Below are 21,369 nucleotides of genomic sequence, written 5' to 3'. Positions count from 1 at the left end.
GTACCGTTGACCTGTGCCGAAGACCACCCGGACCCAACCCGGCCGCCTCAGTAGCCGATTCTGGCGGCTGCTGGGCGCCAGCACGGAAAAGAACCGCAGCCGCTCCCTCGCGGACGTCGCCGCCTCGGCGGACTACGACAAGGAAGCCGCCGACCTGTCCGACGAGAAGCTGCGCAAGGCGGCCGGACTGCTCAAGCTCGACGACCTCGCGGAGTCCGCGGACATCCCGCAGTTCCTCGCGATCGCGCGGGAAGCCGCCGAGCGGGCGACGGGGTTGCGTCCCTTTGACGTGCAGCTGCTCGGGGCCCTGCGCATGCTGGACGGCGACGTGATCGAGATGGCCACGGGGGAGGGCAAGACGCTGGCCGGCGCGATCGCGGCCGCCGGATATGCCATCGGCGGGCGGCACGTGCACGTCGTGACCATCAACGACTACCTGGCCCGCCGCGACGCCGAGTGGATGGGGCCGCTGCTGCAGGCCATGGGGCTGACGGTCGGCTGGATCACCGCCGAGTCGACCAGCGGGGAACGCCGGGACGCCTACGGCTGCGACGTCACCTACGCCTCGGTCAACGAGATCGGCTTCGACGTGCTGCGCGATCAGCTGGTGACCGACGTCGACGACCTGGTGTCGCCCAACCCCGACGTGGCCCTCATCGACGAGGCCGACTCGGTGCTCGTCGACGAGGCGCTGGTGCCGCTGGTGCTGGCCGGCACCACCCACCGCGAGACGCCGCGGCTGGAGATCATCAAGCTCGTCGGTGAGCTGTCCGCCGACACCGATTACGAGACCGACGCCGACAGCCGCAACGTGCACCTGACCGATGTGGGGGCGCGCAAGGTCGAAAAGGGGCTCGGCGGGATCGATCTGTACTCCGAGGAGCACGTCGGCACCACCCTGACCGAGGTCAACGTGGCGCTGCACGCGCACGTGCTGCTGCAGCGCGACGTGCACTACATCGTGCGCGACGACGCCGTGCACCTGATCAACGCCTCGCGCGGCCGCATCGCGCAGCTGCAGCGCTGGCCCGACGGCTTGCAGGCCGCCGTCGAGGCCAAGGAGGGCATCGAGACCACCGAGACCGGCGAGGTGCTCGACACCATCACCGTGCAGGCGCTGATCAACCGCTACGCCACGGTGTGCGGCATGACCGGGACCGCGCTGGCCGCCGGCGAGCAGCTGCGCCAGTTCTACAAACTCGGCGTGTCCCCAATTCCGCCGAATACTCCCAACATTCGCGAGGACGAGCCCGACCGCGTCTACATCAGCGCCGCCGCCAAGAACGACGCGGTCGTCGCGCACATCGCCGACGTGCACGAGACCGGGCAGCCGGTGCTGGTGGGCACCCGCGACGTCGCCGAGTCCGAGGAGCTGCACGAGCGGCTGCTGCGCCGCGGCGTGCCCGCGGTGGTGCTCAACGCGAAGAACGACGCCGAGGAGGCCAAGGTGATCGCCGAGGCCGGCGAGTTCGGCACGGTGACGGTGTCCACGCAGATGGCCGGGCGCGGCACCGACATCCGCCTCGGCGGGTCCGACGAGGCCGACCACGACCGCGTCGCCGAACTCGGCGGGCTGCACGTCGTCGGCACCGGCCGCCACCACACCGAGCGCCTCGACAACCAGCTGCGCGGCCGCGCCGGGCGCCAGGGCGACCCGGGATCGTCGGTGTTCTTCTCCAGCTGGGAAGACGACGTCGTCGCGGCCAACCTCGACCACAACAAGCTGCCGATGCAGACCGACCAGGACGACGACGTCGGGCGCATCGTCAGCCCCAAGGCGGCCGGGATGCTCGATCATGCCCAGCGCGTCGCCGAGGGCCGGATGCTGGACGTGCACGCCAACACCTGGCGCTACAACCAGCTGACCGCCCAGCAGCGCGCCATCATCGTCGATCGGCGAGACACGTTGCTGCGCACCGCAACCGCGCGTGAGGAGCTCGCCGAACTGGCGCCGCAGCGGTACGAGGAGCTCGCCGCGCAGATCTCCGAGGAGCGCCTGGAGAAGATCTGCCGGCAGATCATGCTGTATCACCTCGACCGGGGCTGGGCCGATCATCTGGCGTATCTGGCCGACATCCGCGAGAGCATCCACCTGCGCGCGCTGGGCCGGCAGAACCCGCTCGACGAATTCCACCGGCTGGGGGTCGACGCGTTCGCGTCGCTGGCCGCCGACGCCATCGAGGCGGCCCAGCAGACGTTCGAGACCGCCAACGTGCTCGAGGAAGAGCCGGGCCTGGACCTGTCCAAGCTGGCGCGACCGACGTCGACGTGGACCTACATGGTCAACGACAACCCGCTGTCGGACGACACGTTGTCGACGCTGAGCCTGCCCGGGGTCTTCCGCTGAACTGAGCCGCCGAGCGTGCGGCCTCCCGCACGCTGGCGCTCGAGCGTGCGGCCAGCCTCACGCTCGCGGCGTTGGCGAGCTAATGTCACGGCTCATGGAGCCCGTGCTTCCGCCCGATCGGGTGCTGACGGTGCCCAACGCGCTGAGCGCCGTCCGCCTGCTGCTCATCCCGGTATTCGTCTACGTCCTGCTGTTCGCCCACGCCAACGGCTGGGCGGTGGCGATCCTGATGTTCAGCGGGGCCTCCGACTGGGCCGACGGCAAGATCGCCCGGACGCTGAACCAGTCCTCGCGGCTGGGCGTGCTGCTGGACCCGGCGGTGGATCGCCTCTACATGGTCGCCGTGCCGATCGTCCTGGCGATCGGCGGGATCGTGCCGTGGTGGTTCGTCATCACCCTGCTGGCGCGCGACGGGCTGCTGGCCGCGACGCTGCCGGTGCTGCGCAGCCGCGGGCTGTCGGCGCTGCCGGTGACCTACGTCGGCAAGGCCGCCACGTTCGCGTTGATGTCCGGCTTTCCGTTGGTCCTGCTGGGCACCGGCGGCGCGGCGTGGAGCCGGGTGCTGCATGCCGTCGGCTGGGGCTTTTTGGGCTGGGGCCTCTACACCTACCTGTGGGCGTTCGTGCTGTACGGGGTGCAGATGGCGTTGGTCATCCGCCGGATGCCCAAGCTGAAACAGCCTGTGCGCCAGGCAATCACGCCGAAAGCGGGTGAGCATGGCTGACGCCGACCGGCTGCTCGGCGGCTACAACCCCGATGCGGGCCGCAGCGCCCACGAGGCGCAGCGGCCCCGGCTGATCCCGGTGCCGTCCCTGCTGCGCGCCCTGCTCTCCGAGCATCTGGACCCCGGCTACGCCGCGGCCGCCGCCAAACGCGCCGACACCGGCGGCACCGGCGCGCCGCCGCGCGCCTTCGGCTGGCTCTGGCAGGCGGTGGCGGCGCTGCTGATCGCCGCGGTGTTCGCCGCCGCGGTCGCGCAGGCCCGCTCGGTCGCCCCCGGCGTGCGCAGCGCCCAGCAGCTGCTGTTGCAAAGCGTGCGCGAATCCGAAGCCACCGCGGCCACGCTGGGCCGCGAGCGCGGCGCCCTGTCCACGCGCGTCGACGACGTGCAGCGGCGGGCGCTGGCGGACAACGCTCAGGGGCAGCTGCTGCTGAACCGGCTCGACGCGCTCGGCCTGGCCGCGGCCAGCACGGCGGTCATCGGCCCCGGTCTGTCGGTGACGGTGACGGATCCCGGTGCCGGGCCGAACCTTTCCGACGTGTCCAAGCAGCGCGTCAGCGGCAGCCGGCAGATCATCCTGGACCGCGATCTGCAGCTGGTCGTCAACTCGCTGTGGGCCAGCGGGGCCGAAGCCATCGCCGTCGGGGGTATCCGGATCGGGCCCGACGTCACCATCCGGCAGGCCGGCGGGGCGATCCTGGTCGACAACAACCCCACCGCCAGCCCGTACCAGATCCTCGCGGTCGGGCCCCCGAACGGGATGCGCGACGTCTTCGACAACAGCCCCGGCCTGCAGCGCCTGCGGCTGCTGGAAACCTCCTACGGCGTCACCGCCACCGTCAACGTCGCCGACGGCCTGTCGCTGCCCGCCGGATCGATCCGGGACGTCAAGTTCGCCAAACAGATTGGGCCCTCGTGAGACAAGTCCTCCGCAGACGTAACCTCCTGAGACGGAACCGGGCATGATCGGCATCGCGGCGCTCGCGGTCGGCATCGTGCTGGGCCTGGTTTTCCACCCCGCCGTCCCCGAGGTCATCCAGCCCTACCTGCCGATCGCGGTGGTGGCCGCGCTCGACGCGGTGTTCGGCGGGTTGCGCGCCTATCTCGAGCGGATCTTCGACCCCAAGGTCTTCGTCGTGTCGTTCGTGTTCAACGTCTTCGTGGCCGCCCTGATCGTCTACGTCGGCGATCAGCTGGGCGTCGGCACGCAGCTGTCCACGGCCATCATCGTCGTGCTCGGGATCCGCATCTTCGGCAACGCCGCCGCGCTGCGGCGCCGGCTGTTCGGGGCGTGAGGTCACCGTGAACCCGCCCGAGGGCGCCGGCCCGCACGAATCCGACGGCGGTGCGCACCGGGGCCGCCACGAGCTGCCCGCGCACAGCCCGCGCCCCGAGATCGGGGCGGTGCACCGCCGCGGCTGGGCGGGTGTGCTGGGCGGCGGGCGCTCCCGGCTGGTATTCGGGGCGCTGGCCGCCCTGCTGTGCCTGGTGCTGGGGATCGCGATCGTCACCCAGGTCCGTCAGACCAAGTCGGGCGACTCGCTGGACACCGCCCGCCCGGCCGACCTGTTGGTACTGCTGGACTCGCTGCGGCAACGCGAGGCCACCCTGAACACCGAAGTCGGCGAACTGCAGAACACGCTGAATTCGCTGCAGGCCTCCGGCAACAACGACCAGGCCGCCATCAACAGCGCGCGGGCCCGGCTGGCCGCCCTGTCCATCTTGGTCGGCGCGGTGGGCGCCACCGGGCCGGGCGTCACGATCACGATCGAGGATCCTGGGCCCGGGGTGTCGCCGGACACGCTGCTCGACGTGCTCAACGAGTTGCGCGCCGCCGGCGCCGAGGCGATCGAAATCAACGACGGGCATCAGTCCGTGCGGGTAGGTGTCGACACCTGGATTGTGGGTACGCCTGGCTCGTTGAGCATCGACACCAAGAACCTGTCACCGCCGTATTCGATTCTGGCGATTGGCGATCCGCCGACTCTGGCGGCGGCGATGAACATTCCCGGCGGCGCCGGCGACAGCGTCAAGCGCGTCGGCGCGCGGATGTCGGTGCAGCAGGGGGACCGCGTGGACGTGACCACCTTGCGACAACCAAAACCGCACCAATACGCTCAGCCCGTCAAATGAACGTGCCGAGCCAAAAGCGACCAGAACAGGATCACCCGTGAGCGACATCCCCCCCGATCTGCACTACACCGCCGACCACGAGTGGGTCCGACGAAGCGGTGACGACACCGTGCGGGTCGGGATCACCGACTTTGCGCAGTCGGCGTTGGGCGATGTCGTTTTCGTCCAGCTGCCCGACGTGGGCGCGCAGCTGACCGCGGGCGAATCCTTCGGCGAGGTGGAGTCGACGAAATCGGTGTCCGACCTGTTCGCGCCGGTCTCGGGCACGGTGTCGGCGGTCAATGGCGAGCTGGAGCGCAGCCCGCAGCTGGTCAACTCCGACCCGTACGGGGCCGGCTGGCTGGTGGACGTCCGGGTCTCCGATGCCGCCGAGCTGGAATCGGCCATTCCGACGCTGCTCGACGCCGAGGCCTACCGCGGGACCCTGACCGAATGACGCGCGCTCGCGAGGGGTGGGGACATGGCGCAGCGGTGCGCGGTACGGTCGACAGATCGACACTTGATAGACATTCGACAGCACCAGGCAGTCACCTCGAAAAACCCAGGGGAGAGCCGGGCCGGCGGCCCGGTCGGATAACGCCACAGCGGCCAGTGAGGAGCAGCGCGTGACGGACATGGACTCAGGAAGTCAGCAGGACCAGACCTCTGACGAAGTCACGGTGGAGACGACTTCCGTCTTCCGTGCCGACTTCCTCAACGAATTGGACGCACCCGCCCAGGCGGGCACCGACAGCGCGGTGTCGGGGGTCGAGGGACTGCCGGCCGGCTCGGCGTTGCTCGTCGTCAAGCGGGGACCCAACGCCGGATCCCGCTTCCTGCTCGACCAGGCCATCACGTCGGCCGGCCGGCATCCCGACAGCGACATCTTCCTCGACGACGTCACCGTCAGCCGTCGCCATGCCGAATTCAGGTTGGAAAACAACGAGTTTCACGTCGTCGATGTCGGTAGCCTGAATGGCACCTACGTCAACCGTGAGCCCGTCGACTCGGCGGTGCTCGCCAACGGCGACGAGGTGCAGATCGGCAAGTTCCGGTTGGTTTTCCTGACCGGACCCAAGCAGGGCGACGACGGGGATTCCGGAGGGTAGTGAGGGAGGGTTGTGAGCGCACCCGATAGCCCGGCTCTGGCCGGGATGTCGATTGGGGCGGTCCTGGACCTGTTGAGGCCGGATTTCCCCGATGTCACGATCTCCAAGATCCGCTTCCTGGAGGCCGAGGGACTGGTGACGCCGCAGCGCGCCGCGTCGGGCTATCGGAGGTTCACCGCCTACGACTGCGCGCGGCTGCGCTTCATCCTCACCGCCCAGCGCGATCACTACCTGCCGCTGAAGGTGATCCGGGCGCAGCTCGATGCCCAGCCCGACGGTGAGTTGCCCGCGATCGGATCGCCTTACGGGGTACCGCGATTGGTGTCGGTACCTGACGTCGCGGAGGCGGCCGCCACCGCCGCCGAGTCCGAACCCGACGCCGCGGCGGTGGGCCCGACCCGCGTCCGGCTCAGCCGCGAAGACCTGCTGCAACGCTCGGGCGTGGGCGATGACCTGCTGACCGGGCTGCTCAAGGCCGGGGTCATCACCACCGGGCCCGGCGGTTTCTTCGACGAACACGCCGTGGTCATCCTGCAGTGCGCGCGGGCGCTGGCCGAGTACGGCGTCGAGCCGCGGCATCTGCGGGCCTTCCGCTCCGCGGCCGATCGGCAGTCCGACCTGATCGCCCAAATCGCCGGGCCGGTAGTCAAAGCCGGCAAGGCCGGCGCCCGCGACCGCGCCGACGACCTGGCGCGTGAGGTCGCCGCGCTCGCTATCACACTGCACACCTCGCTGATCAAGTCTGCCGTTCGCGACGTTCTGCATCGCTGAGGATTAGACTTCGTTGGACAGCTAGGTGTTCGGCAGCGGCACGTGCGGAGGGCAGACACAGATGGGTGAAGTTCGTGTTGTCGGCATTCGCGTCGAGCAGCCGCAGAACCAGCCGGTCCTGTTGCTGCGGGAGGCCAACGGCGACCGGTACCTGCCGATCTGGATCGGTCAGTCCGAGGCCGCCGCGATCGCGCTGGAGCAGCAGGGCGTCGAACCGCCGCGGCCGTTGACCCACGATCTGATCAGGGATCTCATTGCCGCGCTTGGGCATTCGCTGAAAGAGGTACGCATCGTCGACCTGCAGGAGGGCACCTTTTACGCCGACCTGATTTTCGACCGGAACATCACCGTGTCGGCGCGGCCCTCGGACTCGGTTGCGATCGCGTTGCGGGTCGGGGTCCCGATCTATGTCGAGGAGGCCGTGCTGGCGCAGGCCGGTCTGCTCATCCCCGACGAGAGCGACGAGGAGCCCAACACCGCCGTCCGGGAGGACGAGGTGGAGAAATTCAAGGAGTTCCTCGACAGCGTCTCTCCCGACGATTTCAAGGCGACGTAACCGGCTGAGCGGACATCACGGATGTGTCTCATCTAACACCGCGATCTCGACACGCTGGCGGATAGCGCGCCCACTTCGCCCCGCGCCCGCCATACTTTGATCACGACTCAACGGCGCGGCGGCTATCGGAAAGCGTAAGCTCTCTAGCACTCGGGCCTGAGCAAACGCAGCTGCGGTGCAGCCAGGGACGCAGCTACCTACGAGAGCGCGATCGGCGAGAGGAACCACCGTGAGCGAGCAGCCACGTCAGGAGCAGCTGGACCTAGCTGACAACGCGAACGCCGCGAACGGTGATCCGGCCGGCACCGCGCCGAGCGCGCCGGTGCAACCCGGGCTGTTCCCCGACGATTCCGTGCCCGACGAGCTCGTGGGCTACCGCGGGCCGAGCGCCTGCCAGATCGCCGGGATCACCTACCGGCAGCTGGACTACTGGGCGCGGACGTCGCTGGTGGTGCCGTCGATCCGCAGCGCGGCGGGCTCCGGCAGTCAGCGGCTCTACTCGTTCAAGGACATCCTGGTTCTCAAGATCGTCAAGCGGTTGCTCGACACCGGGATCTCGCTGCACAACATCCGGGTCGCCGTCGACCACCTGCGCCAGCGCGGCGTCCAGGATCTGGCCAACATCACCTTGTTCTCCGACGGCACCACGGTCTACGAGTGCACGTCGGCCGAAGAGGTCGTCGACCTGTTGCAGGGCGGGCAGGGCGTGTTCGGCATCGCGGTGTCCGGGGCCATGCGCGAACTGACCGGCGTCATCGCGGACTTCCACGGCGAGCGCGCCGACGGCGGCGAGTCCATCGCGGCCCCCGAAGACGAGCTGGCCTCGCGGCGCAAGACCCGCGACCGCAAGATCGGCTGACCCTCCTTTTTCCTGCGCGAGCGTGCGCAGTTGTACGCGCTTTGCGGCGTGTCGGCGTACAGACACGCACGCTCGCGGCGGCTGGGACACCCCGGGTAAGCTGGGTCGCGCATCGCACTCGAGCGGGAGAGTTCCGTGATCGCCAGTCACGGACGCCGAAGGAGCAACACCTCTCCGTCAACCTCTCAGGCACCCGGACCGCGCAAGTTGACGATGCCTCTGGAAAGCGGTGTTGGCCCGCAAGCGGTCCACACCCGCCGATGGGGAAAGGCGCCCGGACAGCATCCGGCGCCGAATCTCTCAGGCGCCCGGTGAACGGGTGAGGACAGAGGGGGAGGGCCGCTCGTCCTCTACCCCAGGAGACTTCGTCAGTGCCCGATCAAACAACCTTCGCAGCCCGGCACATCGGCCCGGACGGCCAGGCCGTCGCGGCCATGCTGTCCGTCATTGGCGTCGACTCGTTAGACGAACTGGCCTCGAAGGCGGTTCCGGCCGGCATCTTCGACACCCCTACCGGTGGCGCCGCCCCGGGTCTGGACGCGTTGCCGCCACCCGCCAGCGAGGCCGAGGCGCTGGTCGAGCTGCGGCGGCTGGCCGACGCCAACACCGTGGCGGTGTCGATGATCGGGCAGGGCTACTACGACACGCTCACGCCGCCGGTCTTGCTGCGCAACATCATGGAAAACCCGGCCTGGTACACCGCGTACACGCCGTATCAGCCGGAGATCAGCCAGGGCCGGCTGGAGGCGCTGCTGAACTTCCAGACGATGGTGGCCGACCTGACCGGCCTCGAGGTCGCCAACGCGTCGATGCTCGACGAGGGCACCGCGGCGGCCGAGGCCATGACGCTGATGCACCGCGCGGCCCGGGGCGGCGCGAACCGGCTCGCCGTCGACGCCGACGTGTTCGCCCAGACCGCGGCGGTCCTGGCCACCCGCGCCCAGCCGCTGGGCATCGAGATCGTCACCGCCGACCTGCGGGACGGCCTGCCCGACGGCGACTTCTTCGGGGTCGTCACCCAGCTGCCCGGCGCCACCGGGCGGATCACCGACTGGTCGGCGTTGGTGGCGCAGGCGCACGACCGCGAGGCGCTGGTCGCCGTCGGCGCCGACCTGCTGGCGTGCACGCTGATCACGCCGCCGGGGGAGACCGGCGCCGACGTCGCATTCGGTACCACCCAAAGATTTGGTGTCCCAATGGGATTCGGGGGCCCGCACGCCGGCTATCTGGCGGTCCACTCCAAGCACGCCCGGCAGCTGCCGGGACGGCTGGTCGGCGTGTCGGTAAATGCCGACGGGTCGCCGGCCTACCGGCTGGCGCTGCAGACCCGCGAGCAGCACATCCGCCGCGACAAGGCGACGTCCAACATCTGCACCGCGCAGGTGCTGCTGGCGGTGATGGCCGCGATGTACGCCAGCTACCACGGCGCCGGCGGGCTGACCGGGATCGCCCGCCGCGTGCACGGTCATGCCGAGAAGATCGCGGCGGCGCTCGGTGACGCGTTGGTGCACGGCGAGTACTTCGACACCGTGCTCGCCCGGGTGCCCGGCCGCGCCGACGAGGTGCTCGCCGCGGCCAAAGCCCGCGGCATCAACCTGTGGCGGGTGGACGACGACCACGTGTCGGTGGCCTGCGACGAGGTCACCACCGACGAGCACGTCGCCGCGGTGCTCGACGCGTTCGGGGTGAAAGCTGCCGAGCCGGCGTGTGCCGGCATCATCACCCGCACCTCGGAGTTTTTGACCCATCCCGCGTTCACGCAATACCGCACCGAGACGGCGATGATGCGGTACCTGCGCACGCTGGCGGACAAGGATGTTGCGTTGGACCGCAGCATGATTCCGCTCGGCTCGTGCACCATGAAGCTCAACGCCGCCGCCGAGATGGAGCCGATCACCTGGCCCGAATTCTCCCGGCTGCACCCGTTCGCGCCGGCGTCGGACAGCGCGGGGATCCGCCGGCTCATCGCCGACCTGGAGACCTGGCTGGTAGCCATCACCGGCTACGACGCCGTCTCGCTGCAACCCAACGCCGGATCGCAGGGTGAGTACGCGGGGCTGCTGGCCATCCACGACTACCACGCCAGCCGGGGCGAACCGCATCGCGACGTCTGCCTGATCCCGTCCAGCGCGCACGGCACCAACGCCGCGTCGGCCGCGCTGGCCGGCATGCGGGTGGCGGTGGTGGCCTGCCGGGAGAACGGCGACGTCGACCTCGACGACCTGCGGGCCAAGGTCGCCGAGCACGCCGACCGGCTGGCGGCGCTGATGGTCACCTATCCCTCCACGCACGGTGTCTACGAGCACGACATCGCCGAGATCTGCGCGGCGGTGCACGATGCCGGCGGCCAGGTCTACATCGACGGCGCCAACCTCAACGCGCTGGTCGGCCTGGCCCGGCCGGGGAAGTTCGGCGGCGACGTCAGCCACCTGAACCTGCACAAGACGTTCTGCATCCCGCACGGGGGCGGCGGGCCGGGCGTCGGTCCGGTGGCGGTGCGCTCGCACCTGGCGCCGTTCCTGCCCGGCCATTCGTACGCGCCCGAGTTGCCCGGGGGCCCGCCGGTGTCGTCGGCGCCGTACGGGTCGGCCTCGATCCTGCCGATCAGCTGGGCCTACATCCGGATGATGGGCGCCGAAGGGCTGCGGGCGGCGTCGCTGACCGCGATCGCCTCGGCCAACTACATCGCCCGGCGGCTCGACGAATACTTCCCGGTGCTCTACGCGGGCGAGAACGGCATGGTCGCCCACGAGTGCATCCTGGACTTGCGCGGCATCACCAAGACGACCGGGGTCACCGTTGACGACGTCGCAAAACGGTTGGCGGACTACGGGTTCCACGCGCCCACCATGAGCTTCCCGGTGGTCGGCACGCTGATGGTGGAGCCGACCGAGAGCGAGAGCCTGACCGAGGTCGACGCCTTCTGCGAGGCGATGATCGCCATCCGCGGCGAGATCGACCGCGTCGGTGCCGGGGAGTGGCCGGTGGACGACAACCCGTTGCGCGGCGCGCCGCACACCGCCGAGTGCCTGCTGGTTGCCGACTGGGATCACCCGTACACGCGCGAACAGGCGGCCTACCCGCTGGGCAAAAACTTCCGGCCCAAGGTGTGGCCGCCGGTGCGCCGCATCGACGGCGCCTACGGCGACCGCAACCTGGTCTGCTCGTGCCCGCCGGTGGAGGCGTTCGCGTAGGCCGGATGCCGGTGCGGCTTTTGTGTGTGAGCCCGCGGCTTTGATTGTGCGCGGCGGGCGAGATCCGGGCGATTTCCTCGCCCCGGATTCACGGCCAAAGCCGAGGATTCACAGTCAAAGTCGGATCAATTCGCCTGTCAGTCAAGCGAATTCGCGTGCCACCGCATCGAAGGCGCGCAGCGTGTCCAACATGTGCGGCTCGTGCGAGTGCGGCTGGGTGGAGACCTTGGCGGCGACGACATCCGCGGCGCGGTTGACGTAGATCATCTGACCGCACATGCCCAGGCACAACACCACGTCGCTGCCGTCGTAGGGAAACCACATCTGGTTGCGGTACATCCCGCCGGGCAGTTCGGTGTCGTCGGGGCTTTCGGCGAACGCCCGGCGCGAGTCGGGACCACCGGAGAGGGTGTCGGCGATCCACGCCGGCGGCAGCACCGGCTGCCCGGTCAGCGAGACACCGTCGCGCGAGAACAGCGCGCCGAACCGGATCATGTCGGTAAGGCACGCGCTGAGGCCGCCGTCGAAGAATCCGGTGCCGGCCGCGTCGACGCCGATGGTGGCGTCGCTATAAGCGCCGACGCGGCCCCACACCAGCTCCGACATCAGCTCGGGCATCCGCCGGCCGGCGGCGGCCTCGCAGACCCAGCCGAGCGCGTCGGTGTCACACGAGCGGTATTCGAACGGGCCGCCGTGGGCCGACTTGCGCCGCAGGCTCAGCAGGAAGTCGTACAGCGTGGCGGGAGCCCCCGGACGCCGCGGCGCCCACCCGATCGCCTGGTCGAGGGCGTGGATCTCGGCGGCCGGGTCGAGGTAGTTCTCACAGAACGCGATGCCCGAGCGCATGTCCAGCAGGTGGCGCACCGTGGCTCCGGCGTAGCCGCAATCCGCCAGGGCGGGAACGTATTTCGTCACCGGTGCGTCGACGTCGATCGCGCCGGTTCCGTGCAGCGCGCCGACGACGGCGCCCACCAGTGACTTGCTCACCGAGAACAGCAGATGCCGGGTCTCGGGCCCCATGCCGCCGAGGTACTCCCCGGCCACCAGCGAGCCGCGGTGGGCGACGGCCCAGCCGTCGGTGGCGGTGGCGGCCATCACCTCGCCGACGGTGGTGGCCGCCCCGCCGGTCACCCTCACCTCAACCCCGCCCAGCGGGACGCCGGCCGTGGGCAACACGGCGACCGGCCCGGTCCCGCGCGAGATCACCGCGGCCGGCACGAAGTCCTCGACATGCTGAAACGACCAGTGCGCGTACGGCGGTGAGAGCCAATTGTCCAGCGAGATACCGGCCGGGCGGCTCACGCTCGTGCGACGAGGCGCGAGACGATCGGCGCGGCCGGTGTCAGGGGCGTGGAGGTGAATTTCGCCTTCATGCCCTTCACCCAGCGCTGGCAGCGCTCGCTGAGCTTGTAGTCGTCGGTCTGCAGGTGGGAGCGAGTGACGAGCACACCGAGTTGCGCTCCCTCGGAACGTAAGTCGCCGGGCGCCGCGACGCGCATGTAAAAGGCCTCGGAACCGTCGAGCAGCGTGGCCCAGTCGTTGGCGGTCCGCGAAAAGGAGACGCGACCGTCGTCGTCGATGCGCCATACCCCGGTGCGTGGCGTCGCGGTGAAGATCTCGATGTCCGGCGACGTCTCGGTGATGATCACCTGGCCCCAGACCTCGTCCTCGCCATAGCCGCGCTCCCAGCGCGAATTGATTTCATCGATGTCGAGCTCGTAGTCCACGTCCATGTACTCGAGCAGGTGAAAGAGGAACAACGGCATGTCGGCGTAGGCCTCGGCGGTCAGGTTCGTCATCGGGCTGGCGCCGGACAGGCGTGGGTTCACCTCACCGAGGTAGAGCTCGTCGGAGTCGAGGTCGTGCAGCAGGTCCACCTCGAAATAGCCGAGGTAGCCCTCCCGGCGCATGACGTCGCCCAGCTTCGCCACCATTTCGCGCGCGGCGCGGGTCTGTGCGGGCGGCAGCACCTCGCGCCAGATGTCGTTGCCACACCAGCTGCCCCGGCTCGGAGTCAGCTCCGAATAACCGACGAGGCTCGTCATCGCGGGGCCGACGACGGTGCCGTGGCGGGTCACGGCACCCTCGAGGCACACCTCGACATTGCGAATCCGCTTCATGACCTTGACTTCTGGCTGCGGGGTCAGCTCACCGGCGTGCCGGTCCCAGTCGCGCTGACCGTGCACAAAGAACGTCCCGCTACCGGCGTTGCCGTAAGCGGCGTTGATGACGAGGTCATCGCCTAATCCGGCATTCTGCGCGAGCGCCAGCAGTTCGTCGTATGAACCGGCCCGCCCGATCGTGTGCGGCACGCTGGGTACGCCCGCCTCGTTGGCCAGGCGCGTCATGACGATCTTGGAGCCCAGACGCTGGCGCAGTTCGATCGGCGGATGCATCACCTCGAGGCCCGCCGACCGCGCGAGGGCCTGGATTTCCTCGTTCAGCATCACAAAGCAGCACTTGCCGCCGGGGCCCTTGCCCGCGACGAACTCGAGCGTCTCGGGATCGGACAAGAGGTGGCTGCATACCTCGTCCATGGAGTCGAAATCGCGGCGGTCGCGTCGCCGGGGCACGAACACCCGCGAGTGAGTGCCCTCGAAAGAGTCGAAGTAGGTCAGGTAGAAGAAGTTTCGTATCCAGCGGTCGACGCCCAGCAGGTTGAACGGGGTCGGCGAGATGAAGTACAGCGGCACCTTGTTCGTGTGAAAGAACGCGCGTATGTCGGAGAGGCCGCGCAGCGTGCGGCGCGGCCCGGGCTGCGACTCACCAACCTGCATTGCACAAGTGTGGACCCGACCGCGGCCGTGCGAAAGTGCGCGGTGCCCGAACCCGGCCGGGCGGTCAGCTCAAAAAGCCGTTGATGGCGGCGGCGAGGTCGGGGGAGGCCGACGTGCCGAGGTTCTGGTAGCCCCCGCCGCTGAGCTGGGCGACGGCCTCCCAGGTGGCCCGGTCGGGGTCGGCGCCGAAATCGATGACGTTGACCGCGATCGGTTTGGCCGGATCGGCGCTGCGGCGGATGAAGTCCTGCAGCCCGGCGCCGTCCAGGGTTTGGTCGGTGTGCGGCCCGGCGGTGATCACCAGGATCGAATTCGTTTGCCCGGCACGGTAACCCGCCTGCATCTCCTGGTAGATCATGCGCAGCGTGGTGAACGACACCGCGCCGCCGGCCGAGGAGTACTGCTTGTCCAGCGCGGCCGCCAGCGCCGCCGAGCGCGGCTGGCCGTTCACCGGGTCGCCCAGCGGCCCGCCCGCCACCTCGGGGCGGCCCTCGTGGCCGTCGAAGGTCCACAACCCCACCGCCGCGCTGGGCGGCAGCGATTTGATCTTGTCCTGCAGCGCCGCCACCACGTTGGCCAGCCGCGTCTTTCCGCCTTCGTCGGTCGGCAGCGACTGGTCGAGCATGATGGTCGTGGCCAGCCCGCTCGACGGGGCGGCCATGGCTTCGGCCAGCGTCGCGCGCATCGCGTCGTCGCCGACGGACAGGGTCGACGGCAGCCCCGGGAAGCCGGTGACCGGGCTGCTCGGCGGTTGTACCCCGTTGACCCGGAACCCGGCCTTGGCCAGCTTGGCGAGCTGCTCGGGCTTCTGCAGGTAGCGGGCGAACCCGCTGGCCGCGGAGGTCTGCTCCTGGGTCAGCCAGGAGCCGCTGAGCAGCACGGCGGGATAGTCGGCGACCGGCGCGGCGCCGGGCGGCAGCCAGGCCGCCAGCAGGTTCTTGGCCCCGGGCAACGACTGGCCGCGGGCGAACACCTGCTGCTCGGTGGTGACCACCGCGTGCACGGGCGCGCTCGCCGCGTCAGTGGAGCCGATCAACGCGTTCATCGCCTCGGTCAGCGATTTGTCCGCCGGCTTGGGCTGGGCGCTCAGCAACGAGCGAACGGCGCCGATGCCCTGCGTCGGTGGCGCGCCGGCCGGAGCCGAGCCCGCGGCCACCGCCTCGCCGGCCAAATACGGCGCGTCGCCGTTGCCGTTCGTCGGCAGCGCCAGTCGCAGCGATCCCCACCCCGGCAGGTTCAGCCCCGCCAGGGTGTTCGGGCCGGTTTGCAGGCCGGGCAGCGCCGCCCAGTTCTTGTTGGCCAGGGCCTGTCCGAGCTCCGGCCGGACGGCGAGCACCACCGGCGACGTCACCAGCGAATGGCTTTCGGTGATCGTCTTCTGGCCCGCGCCCGCGGCGAGCCGGGCCGCGGAGATCGAGCTGCCCGGGATCCACAGGGCCGGCTGCCCGCCCAGGTCGCCCGGCCACTTGCCGGCCAGACCGGTGAGCACGGCGTCGGATGCGGCCGGCTTGACGCTCACCACCATGCAGTGGTCACCGACCGGGCCGGCCGAGGAGGTGTAGCTGTCGGCGAGCTGCTGCAGGGGATCGGCGATCGACGGGTCGGCGACGACGGCAACGGTCTCTTTGCCACCCACGCACCGCGCGGCGGCGCTGTGCGAACGGTTGGACAGCGCGTCGCCGAAGAAGCTCCACAGGATCACGGTGCCGACCACGACGACGACCGCGACGAGCGCGACGATCACGCCGATGCTGACGCCCCGGCGCCCGCCCTCGCTGCGGTGGCCGCCCCGCCAGTCCGACAGCCCGCGGTGCCCGCCGCGGAACCGCGCCGTCAGCGACGGCTGTTCGACCGGCGACGCCGGCTCGTCGCTCGCGCGCGCCGGGAAATCCGGGTAGTCGGGGTACTCGCCGTCCGGGAACCCGGGCTCGCCGGGGTTCTCGTCGACCAATTCGTCGACAGGATGCGCGTGCTCGTCTGAGGGCTCGGCCTGCGCGTCAGCGGCATCCTCGGGGTCGGGCATGCTGTGCCTACCCATACCGGTACCCGCCGCCTTTCCGTCGACCCATCATGCGACCTGTTGTGGACCCGGCGCAGAGTCTAGTCACTCACCGGCGGCGCGGGCTTTGAACTCGCGCCGCCGACGGTGCAGGATCGGCTCGGTGTAGCCGTTGGGCTGCTGCGTTCCGGCGAGGATCAGCTCCTCGGCGGCGAGGAAGGCGATGCTGTCGTCGAAGTTGGGCGCCATCGGCAGGTACTTCGAGTCGCCGGCGTTCTGCTGGTCGACCATCGGGGCCATCCGCTCCAGGCTGGCCCGGACGTCCTCGCTGGTGATGACGCCGTGGTGCAGCCAGTTGGCCAGCAGCTGGCTGGAGATGCGCAGCGTGGCCCGGTCCTCCATCAGCGCCACGTTGTGGATGTCGGGCACCTTGGAGGACCCGACGCCCTGGTCGATCCAGCGCACCACGTAGCCCAGGATGGACTGGCAGTTGTTGTCGACCTCCTCGCGGATCTCCTCGGAGGCCCAGGCCAACTCCTTGGCCAGCGGAATGGTCAGCAGCTGCTCGATGCCGGCCCGCTTCTTGCCGGCCAGTACCCGCTGCACCTCGATCACGTCGACCTTGTGGTAATGCATTGCGTGCAGCGTCGCGGCCGTCGGCGAGGGCACCCAGGCGGTGCTGGCGCCCGCCCGCGGCTGGCCGATCTTCTGCTCGACCATGTCGGCCATCAGCTCGGTCATGGTCCACATGCCCTTGCCGATCTGGGCGTGCCCGGCGAAGCCCGCCGCCAGGCCGGTGTCGACGTTGTTGTCCTCGTAGCCCAGGATCCACGGCTGGCTCTTCATGGTGCCCTTGCGCACCATCGGCCCGGCCTCCATCGAGGTGTGGATCTCGTCGCCGGTGCGGTCCAGGAAGCCGGTGTTGATGAAGACGATCCGGTCGGCGGCGGCCTTGATGCAGGCCTTCAGGTTGAGCGTGGTGCGCCGCTCCTCGTCCATGACGCCGACCTTGAGGGTGGTCTGCGGCAGGCCGAGCACGTCCTCGACCCGGCTGAACAGCTCGGCGGTGTAGGCGACCTCGTCGGGGCCGTGCATCTTGGGCTTGACGATGTAGATCGACCCGGTGCGGCTGTTGGCCAGCGGGCCGTTCGCGTCGCTCTCCCTGAGCCCGTGCACCGCGCACAGGCCGGTGAACAGGGCGTCCTGGATGCCCTCGAAAATCTGGTTGCCATCCGCGTCGACGATGGCGTCGTTGGTCATCAGGTGCCCGACGTTGCGGACGAACAGCAGCGCGCGCCCGGGCAGCACCAGCTCGCCGCCGTCCGGGGTGGTGTAGGTCCGGTCCTGGTTGAGCACCCGCGTGAACGTCTTGCCGTCCTTGTCGACCTCCGCGGCCAGGTCGCCCCGCATCAGGCCGAGCCAGTTGCGGTAGGCGGCGGTCTTGTCGTCGGCGTCGACGGCGGCCACCGCGTCCTCGAAGTCGATGATCGTAGTGACCGCGGACTCCAGCACGACGTCCTTGATGCCGGCGCGGTCGGTCTTGCCGATCGGCGACTCGGGGTCGATCAGGATCTCGATGTGCAGGCCGTGGTTGACCAGCAGCACCGACCAGGAGGGGGAGCCGAGTTCGCCGCTGTAGCCGACGAACTTGTCGGGCTCGGCCAGCGCGACGGATTCGTCGCCCAGGGCGATTTGCAGCCGTGCGTCGTCGATGCTCAGGCCCGTCGCGTCGGCCCACGAGCCCGATGCGAGCGGCACCGCCTCGTCGAGGAATTCGCGGGCGTAGGCGATCACCTTGTCGCCGCGGACCTTGTTGTAGCTCGTGCCCTGCTCGGCGCCGTCGGTCTCCGGGATGACGTCGGTGCCGTACAGCGCGTCGTAGAGCGAGCCCCAGCGAGCGTTGGCCGCGTTGAGGGCGAACCGGGCGTTGGTCACCGGCACCACCAGCTGGGGGCCGGCCGTCGTGGTGATCTCGGCGTCGACGCCGGAGGTGGTGATGCTGAAGTCCGGCGGCTCGGGCTGCAGATAGCCGATCTCGGTCAGGAACGCGTGGTAGGCCTCGGCGTCGATGGGCTCGATCACCCGGTGCCGGTGCCACTTGTCGATCTGGGCCTGCAGCTCGTCGCGACGATTCAGCAGCTCCTGGTTGCGCGGGGTCAGGTCGGCGACGACCTTGTCCACGCCCGACCAGAAGCTGTCCGGGTCGATGTCGGTGCCGGGCAGGGCCTCGTTGTTCACGAAGTCGTAGAGCACTCGGGCGACGCGCAGGTTCCCCACCGACACGCGATCAGTCATGTTTCTCCTCCATAAAGGGCCAGGTGAGAGGTCACCGGCCGCTACAGGCACTTTTGTCAGCCTACCGACCGGCGGCCCGACGAACGCCATCCGGGCGACCGCAACACCAGGTCAGGCCCGCGAGAGCCGGTAGCCCTGGGAGATCATACGGGCGACGCGCGCGTGATCCGCGTCATCTACGCCCTTTGAGCCGTCACGCCTCGCGCATTGTGCCGACCAGGTCCTCCACCACGTCTTCCATCGCCACCATGGCGACCACCCCGCCCCCGCCGCCGGCTCCGTCGGTCACCAGCGCCAGGTGGCTGTTGTTGCGGCGCATCCGCGACAGGGCGTCGGCCAGCGGCAGTGACTTGGGCACCCGCGGCAGCGGCCGCACCACCGCCAGGTCGATAACGGCCTGCGGGTCGGCGCCCAGCGCCAGCACGTCCTTGATGTGCACGTAGCCGATGAACGTCCCGTCCGCGTCCGCGACGGGAAAGCGGGAGTAGCCGGTGCGGGCCACCGCCTCCTCGACCGCGCCGACGGTCGGCCCGGAGCCCGCAGCGGCCACCGGAACCGCCTGGATCTCGCTGAGCGGCCGCGCCACCTCGCCGACCATCCGGTAGCGCAGCTGCAGCGCCCGGGTGAGCCGGACGTGCTCCTCGGCATCGAGCAGGCCTTCGGACACCGATTCGGTGATCATCACCCTCAGCTCGGTGGTGGAGACCGCGACGTTGAGTTGCGTCTTGGGCTCGACGCGCAGCGCGCGCAGCACCACGTTGGCGCACTTGTCGTAGAACGCGATGAACGGCCGCGCCGCGCGTACGTAGGCCAGGTACGGCGGGACCAGCAGCATCGCGGCGCGCTCCGGGCCGGCCAGCGCGATGTTCTTGGGAACCATCTCGCCCAGCAGCACGTGCAGCGTCACCACGATCGCCAGCGCGATCACCAGCGACAGCGTGTGCAGCAGCGCCGCGTTCATCCCGGTCAGCCCGAGCCCGCTGCGCAGCAGGCCGGCGACGGCGGACTCGCCGATCCGCCCGAGCAGCAGCGAGGCGACCGTCACCCCCAGCTGCACGCCGGCCAGCATGGACGACAATTGCTGGCCGGCGCGGATCACGGTGACGGCCCGGGACTTGCCCTGCTCGGCCAGCGCTTCGAGGCGGTCGCGCCGGGCCGAGATCAGCGCGAACTCCGCGCCGACGAAGAACGCGTTCACCCCGACCAGCAGGATCGCCAGCACCAGCGCGAGGGTCTCGTTCATCGCCGGCCCCGCCCGCCGGGCACCTCGGCGTGACCGCCCAGATCTTTCAGCTCGAGCACGTCGATGCGCCGGCCGTCCATCGCGACCACGATCGCCTGCCAGCGCGCCGCGGAGTCCAGCAGCCCGTCGGCGTCCAACGCGGTGAGCTCGACCGTTTCCCCGGCCGCCGGGATGTGGCCGAGTTCGCGCAGCACCAGCCCGCCGATCGTCTCGTACGGACCCTCGGGCGCGCGGAATCCGGTGGCGGCGGCGACCTCGTCGATGCGCAGCAGCCCGTTCACCCGCCAGGCGCCGCCGGCCGCGACCACGTCGGGGGTGGCGTCGTCGTGTTCGTCGCGGACGTCGCCGACGATCTCCTCGACCAGGTCCTCGAGGGTCACCATGCCCGCGGTGCCGCCGTACTCGTCGACGACCAGCACGGTTTGCAGGTCGTTGTCGCGGATCTCGGCCATCACCGCATCGCCGTCCAGCGTCGACGGCACCACCGGGACGTCCTGGGCGAGCGCGGTCAGCGGGGTGGTTGCGCGGTCGGCCGGGGGCACCGCGAACACCTGCTTGACGTGCACGATGCCGACGGTCTCGTCGAGGTCGCCGTCCACGATGGGGAAGCGGGAGAAGCCCGACTGTGCCGTCGCGGCGACCAGGTCGGCGACGGTGTCGTCGGTTTGCAGCGCCATGATCTTCGAGCGCGGCGTCATCAGCTCCTCGGCGGTCAGGTCGCCGAATTGCAACGAGCGCCGCACCAGCGCGGCGGTGGCCGCGTCCATGGTTCCGCTGCGGGCCGAGTTGCGCACCAAAGACGCCAACTCCTGCGGTGAGCGGGCCGAGCGCAGCTCCTCGGCCGGCTCGACGCCCAATTCGCGCACGATCCAGTTGGCCGCGCCGTTGGTCAGCCGGATGGCCGGGGTGAACACGAGCGAGAACAGCAGCTGGAAGCCCACGACGGCGCGGGCGCTGGACAGCGGGCGCGCCACCGCGAGGTATTTCGGCACGAGCTCGCCGAACACCATCGAGATCGATGTGACGATCACCAGCACCAGAAACGCGAGGATCCCGTCGGCCAGCCGGTCGGGAATCCCCAGCGAGCCCAACGCCGGGTGTGGCAGGTGCTCGACCATCGGCTCGGTCAGGTAGCCGGTTGCCAGCGTGGTGATCGAGATGCCCAGTTGGGCACCCGACAGCTGAAACGACAGCCGCCGTTGGGCGCTCAGGATGTAGCGGTCGCGGCGGCCGCCGGCGCGGGCGTTGGCCTCCACGACGCTGCGATCAAGCGCGGTCAGCGAGAATTCCGCCGCGACGAACACCGCGTTGCCGAAGATCAGCGTCGCGATGGCCAGCACGCTGGCGAGGGTGACGGTGACGTTCACGTCATCCCTTCCTCGCCTT

General features: G+C 69.8%; 17 protein-coding genes and 2 riboswitches. Of the genes, 11 read left to right on the top strand and 6 right to left on the bottom strand.

The window, feature by feature from the left end; translation table 11 throughout:
• Nucleotides 1-13 precede the first annotated feature (13 nt).
• The 11 genes from secA2 to gcvP all read left to right on the top strand — a co-directional run bounded on the left by secA2 (nt 14) and on the right by gcvP (nt 11,669).
• Nucleotides 14-2,347: an accessory Sec system translocase SecA2 gene (secA2, locus tag AC5Y43_RS08060; protein ID WP_499971199.1), complete on the top strand. Its 2,334-nt coding sequence runs from the start codon at nt 14-16 to the stop codon at nt 2,345-2,347.
• 94 nt (nt 2,348-2,441) lie between these two features.
• Nucleotides 2,442-3,071: a CDP-alcohol phosphatidyltransferase family protein gene (locus AC5Y43_RS08055; RefSeq protein ID WP_499971197.1), complete on the top strand. Its 630-nt coding sequence runs from the start codon at nt 2,442-2,444 to the stop codon at nt 3,069-3,071.
• The gene (locus AC5Y43_RS08050; protein WP_499971195.1) at nt 3,064-3,987 is read left to right on the top strand and encodes a DUF881 domain-containing protein; all 924 of its coding nucleotides are present in this window, start codon (nt 3,064-3,066) and stop codon (nt 3,985-3,987) included. The genes AC5Y43_RS08055 and AC5Y43_RS08050 overlap by 8 nt, the downstream gene beginning before the upstream one ends.
• A gap of 43 nt (nt 3,988-4,030) precedes the next feature.
• Complete coding sequence (locus tag AC5Y43_RS08045; RefSeq protein WP_067318747.1) at nt 4,031-4,363, top strand: small basic family protein; 333 nt, start codon at nt 4,031-4,033, stop codon at nt 4,361-4,363.
• A gap of 7 nt (nt 4,364-4,370) precedes the next feature.
• Nucleotides 4,371-5,201: a DUF881 domain-containing protein gene (locus tag AC5Y43_RS08040; RefSeq protein ID WP_499971192.1), complete on the top strand. Its 831-nt coding sequence runs from the start codon at nt 4,371-4,373 to the stop codon at nt 5,199-5,201.
• A 37-nt stretch (nt 5,202-5,238) separates the two neighbouring features.
• Nucleotides 5,239-5,637, top strand: a complete 399-nt coding sequence (gene gcvH, locus AC5Y43_RS08035; RefSeq protein WP_499971190.1) for a glycine cleavage system protein GcvH — start codon at nt 5,239-5,241, stop codon at nt 5,635-5,637.
• Nucleotides 5,638-5,815: 178 nt separating this feature from the next.
• A complete protein-coding gene (garA, locus tag AC5Y43_RS08030) occupies nt 5,816-6,289 on the top strand; it encodes a glycogen accumulation regulator GarA (protein WP_499971546.1) in 474 nt (157 codons plus the stop codon).
• Between the two features lie 12 nt (nt 6,290-6,301).
• On the top strand, nt 6,302-7,060 hold the full coding sequence (gene ftsR, locus AC5Y43_RS08025) for a transcriptional regulator FtsR (RefSeq protein WP_499971188.1): 759 nt from the start codon (nt 6,302-6,304) through the stop codon (nt 7,058-7,060).
• A 61-nt stretch (nt 7,061-7,121) separates the two neighbouring features.
• Nucleotides 7,122-7,616 (top strand): bifunctional nuclease family protein, encoded by a 495-nt coding sequence (locus tag AC5Y43_RS08020; protein WP_499971186.1) that lies wholly within the window; start codon nt 7,122-7,124, stop codon nt 7,614-7,616.
• Between the two features lie 229 nt (nt 7,617-7,845).
• Nucleotides 7,846-8,475 (top strand): MerR family transcriptional regulator, encoded by a 630-nt coding sequence (locus AC5Y43_RS08015; protein WP_499971184.1) that lies wholly within the window; start codon nt 7,846-7,848, stop codon nt 8,473-8,475.
• A gap of 113 nt (nt 8,476-8,588) precedes the next feature.
• A riboswitch (glycine riboswitch) is annotated at nt 8,589-8,686 on the top strand.
• Nucleotides 8,687-8,814, top strand: a riboswitch (glycine riboswitch). It abuts the riboswitch before it with no gap.
• Between the two features lie 32 nt (nt 8,815-8,846).
• Complete coding sequence (gcvP, locus tag AC5Y43_RS08010; RefSeq protein WP_499971182.1) at nt 8,847-11,669, top strand: aminomethyl-transferring glycine dehydrogenase; 2,823 nt, start codon at nt 8,847-8,849, stop codon at nt 11,667-11,669.
• Between the two features lie 141 nt (nt 11,670-11,810).
• On the opposite strand, the gene AC5Y43_RS08005 is transcribed toward gcvP, so the two are convergent.
• The 6 genes from AC5Y43_RS08005 to AC5Y43_RS07980 form a co-directional block, all read right to left on the bottom strand.
• Complete coding sequence (locus AC5Y43_RS08005) at nt 11,811-12,971, bottom strand: serine hydrolase domain-containing protein (protein WP_499971180.1); 1,161 nt, start codon at nt 12,969-12,971, stop codon at nt 11,811-11,813.
• A complete protein-coding gene (locus tag AC5Y43_RS08000; protein WP_499971178.1) occupies nt 12,968-14,446 on the bottom strand; it encodes a biotin carboxylase in 1,479 nt (492 codons plus the stop codon). The genes AC5Y43_RS08005 and AC5Y43_RS08000 overlap by 4 nt, the downstream gene beginning before the upstream one ends.
• A gap of 64 nt (nt 14,447-14,510) precedes the next feature.
• Complete coding sequence (locus tag AC5Y43_RS07995) at nt 14,511-16,484, bottom strand: substrate-binding domain-containing protein (RefSeq protein ID WP_499971175.1); 1,974 nt, start codon at nt 16,482-16,484, stop codon at nt 14,511-14,513.
• Between the two features lie 66 nt (nt 16,485-16,550).
• A complete protein-coding gene (locus tag AC5Y43_RS07990) occupies nt 16,551-18,740 on the bottom strand; it encodes a malate synthase G (RefSeq protein ID WP_499971173.1) in 2,190 nt (729 codons plus the stop codon).
• A 193-nt stretch (nt 18,741-18,933) separates the two neighbouring features.
• Nucleotides 18,934-19,983, bottom strand: coding sequence for a hemolysin family protein (locus tag AC5Y43_RS07985; protein ID WP_499971172.1), 1,050 nt, complete (start codon nt 19,981-19,983; stop codon nt 18,934-18,936).
• Complete coding sequence (locus AC5Y43_RS07980; protein WP_499971170.1) at nt 19,980-21,350, bottom strand: hemolysin family protein; 1,371 nt, start codon at nt 21,348-21,350, stop codon at nt 19,980-19,982. The genes AC5Y43_RS07985 and AC5Y43_RS07980 overlap by 4 nt, the downstream gene beginning before the upstream one ends.
• Nucleotides 21,351-21,369 lie beyond the last annotated feature (19 nt).

It is taken from the genome of Mycobacterium sp. NGS57 (assembly GCF_059812405.1).
Note: the sequence above shows the minus strand (reverse complement) of the source record. Positions and strands in the feature narration are given on the sequence as shown.

Excerpts from the sequence above, each read along its gene's own strand:
- AC5Y43_RS08000 (WP_499971178.1), bottom strand. The coding sequence starts at position 14,446 with ATGCAGGTTGGTGAGTCGCAGCCCGGGCCGCGCCGCACGCTGCGCGGC.
- garA (WP_499971546.1), top strand. The coding sequence starts at position 5,816 with ATGGACTCAGGAAGTCAGCAGGACCAGACCTCTGACGAAGTCACGGTG.
- AC5Y43_RS08045 (WP_067318747.1), top strand. The coding sequence starts at position 4,031 with ATGATCGGCATCGCGGCGCTCGCGGTCGGCATCGTGCTGGGCCTGGTT.
- AC5Y43_RS08055 (WP_499971197.1), top strand. The coding sequence starts at position 2,442 with ATGGAGCCCGTGCTTCCGCCCGATCGGGTGCTGACGGTGCCCAACGCG.
- AC5Y43_RS08020 (WP_499971186.1), top strand. The coding sequence starts at position 7,122 with ATGGGTGAAGTTCGTGTTGTCGGCATTCGCGTCGAGCAGCCGCAGAAC.
- AC5Y43_RS07990 (WP_499971173.1), bottom strand. The coding sequence starts at position 18,740 with ATGACTGATCGCGTGTCGGTGGGGAACCTGCGCGTCGCCCGAGTGCTC.
- AC5Y43_RS07995 (WP_499971175.1), bottom strand. The coding sequence starts at position 16,484 with ATGGGTAGGCACAGCATGCCCGACCCCGAGGATGCCGCTGACGCGCAG.
- AC5Y43_RS07985 (WP_499971172.1), bottom strand. The coding sequence starts at position 19,983 with ATGAACGAGACCCTCGCGCTGGTGCTGGCGATCCTGCTGGTCGGGGTG.
- AC5Y43_RS08050 (WP_499971195.1), top strand. The coding sequence starts at position 3,064 with ATGGCTGACGCCGACCGGCTGCTCGGCGGCTACAACCCCGATGCGGGC.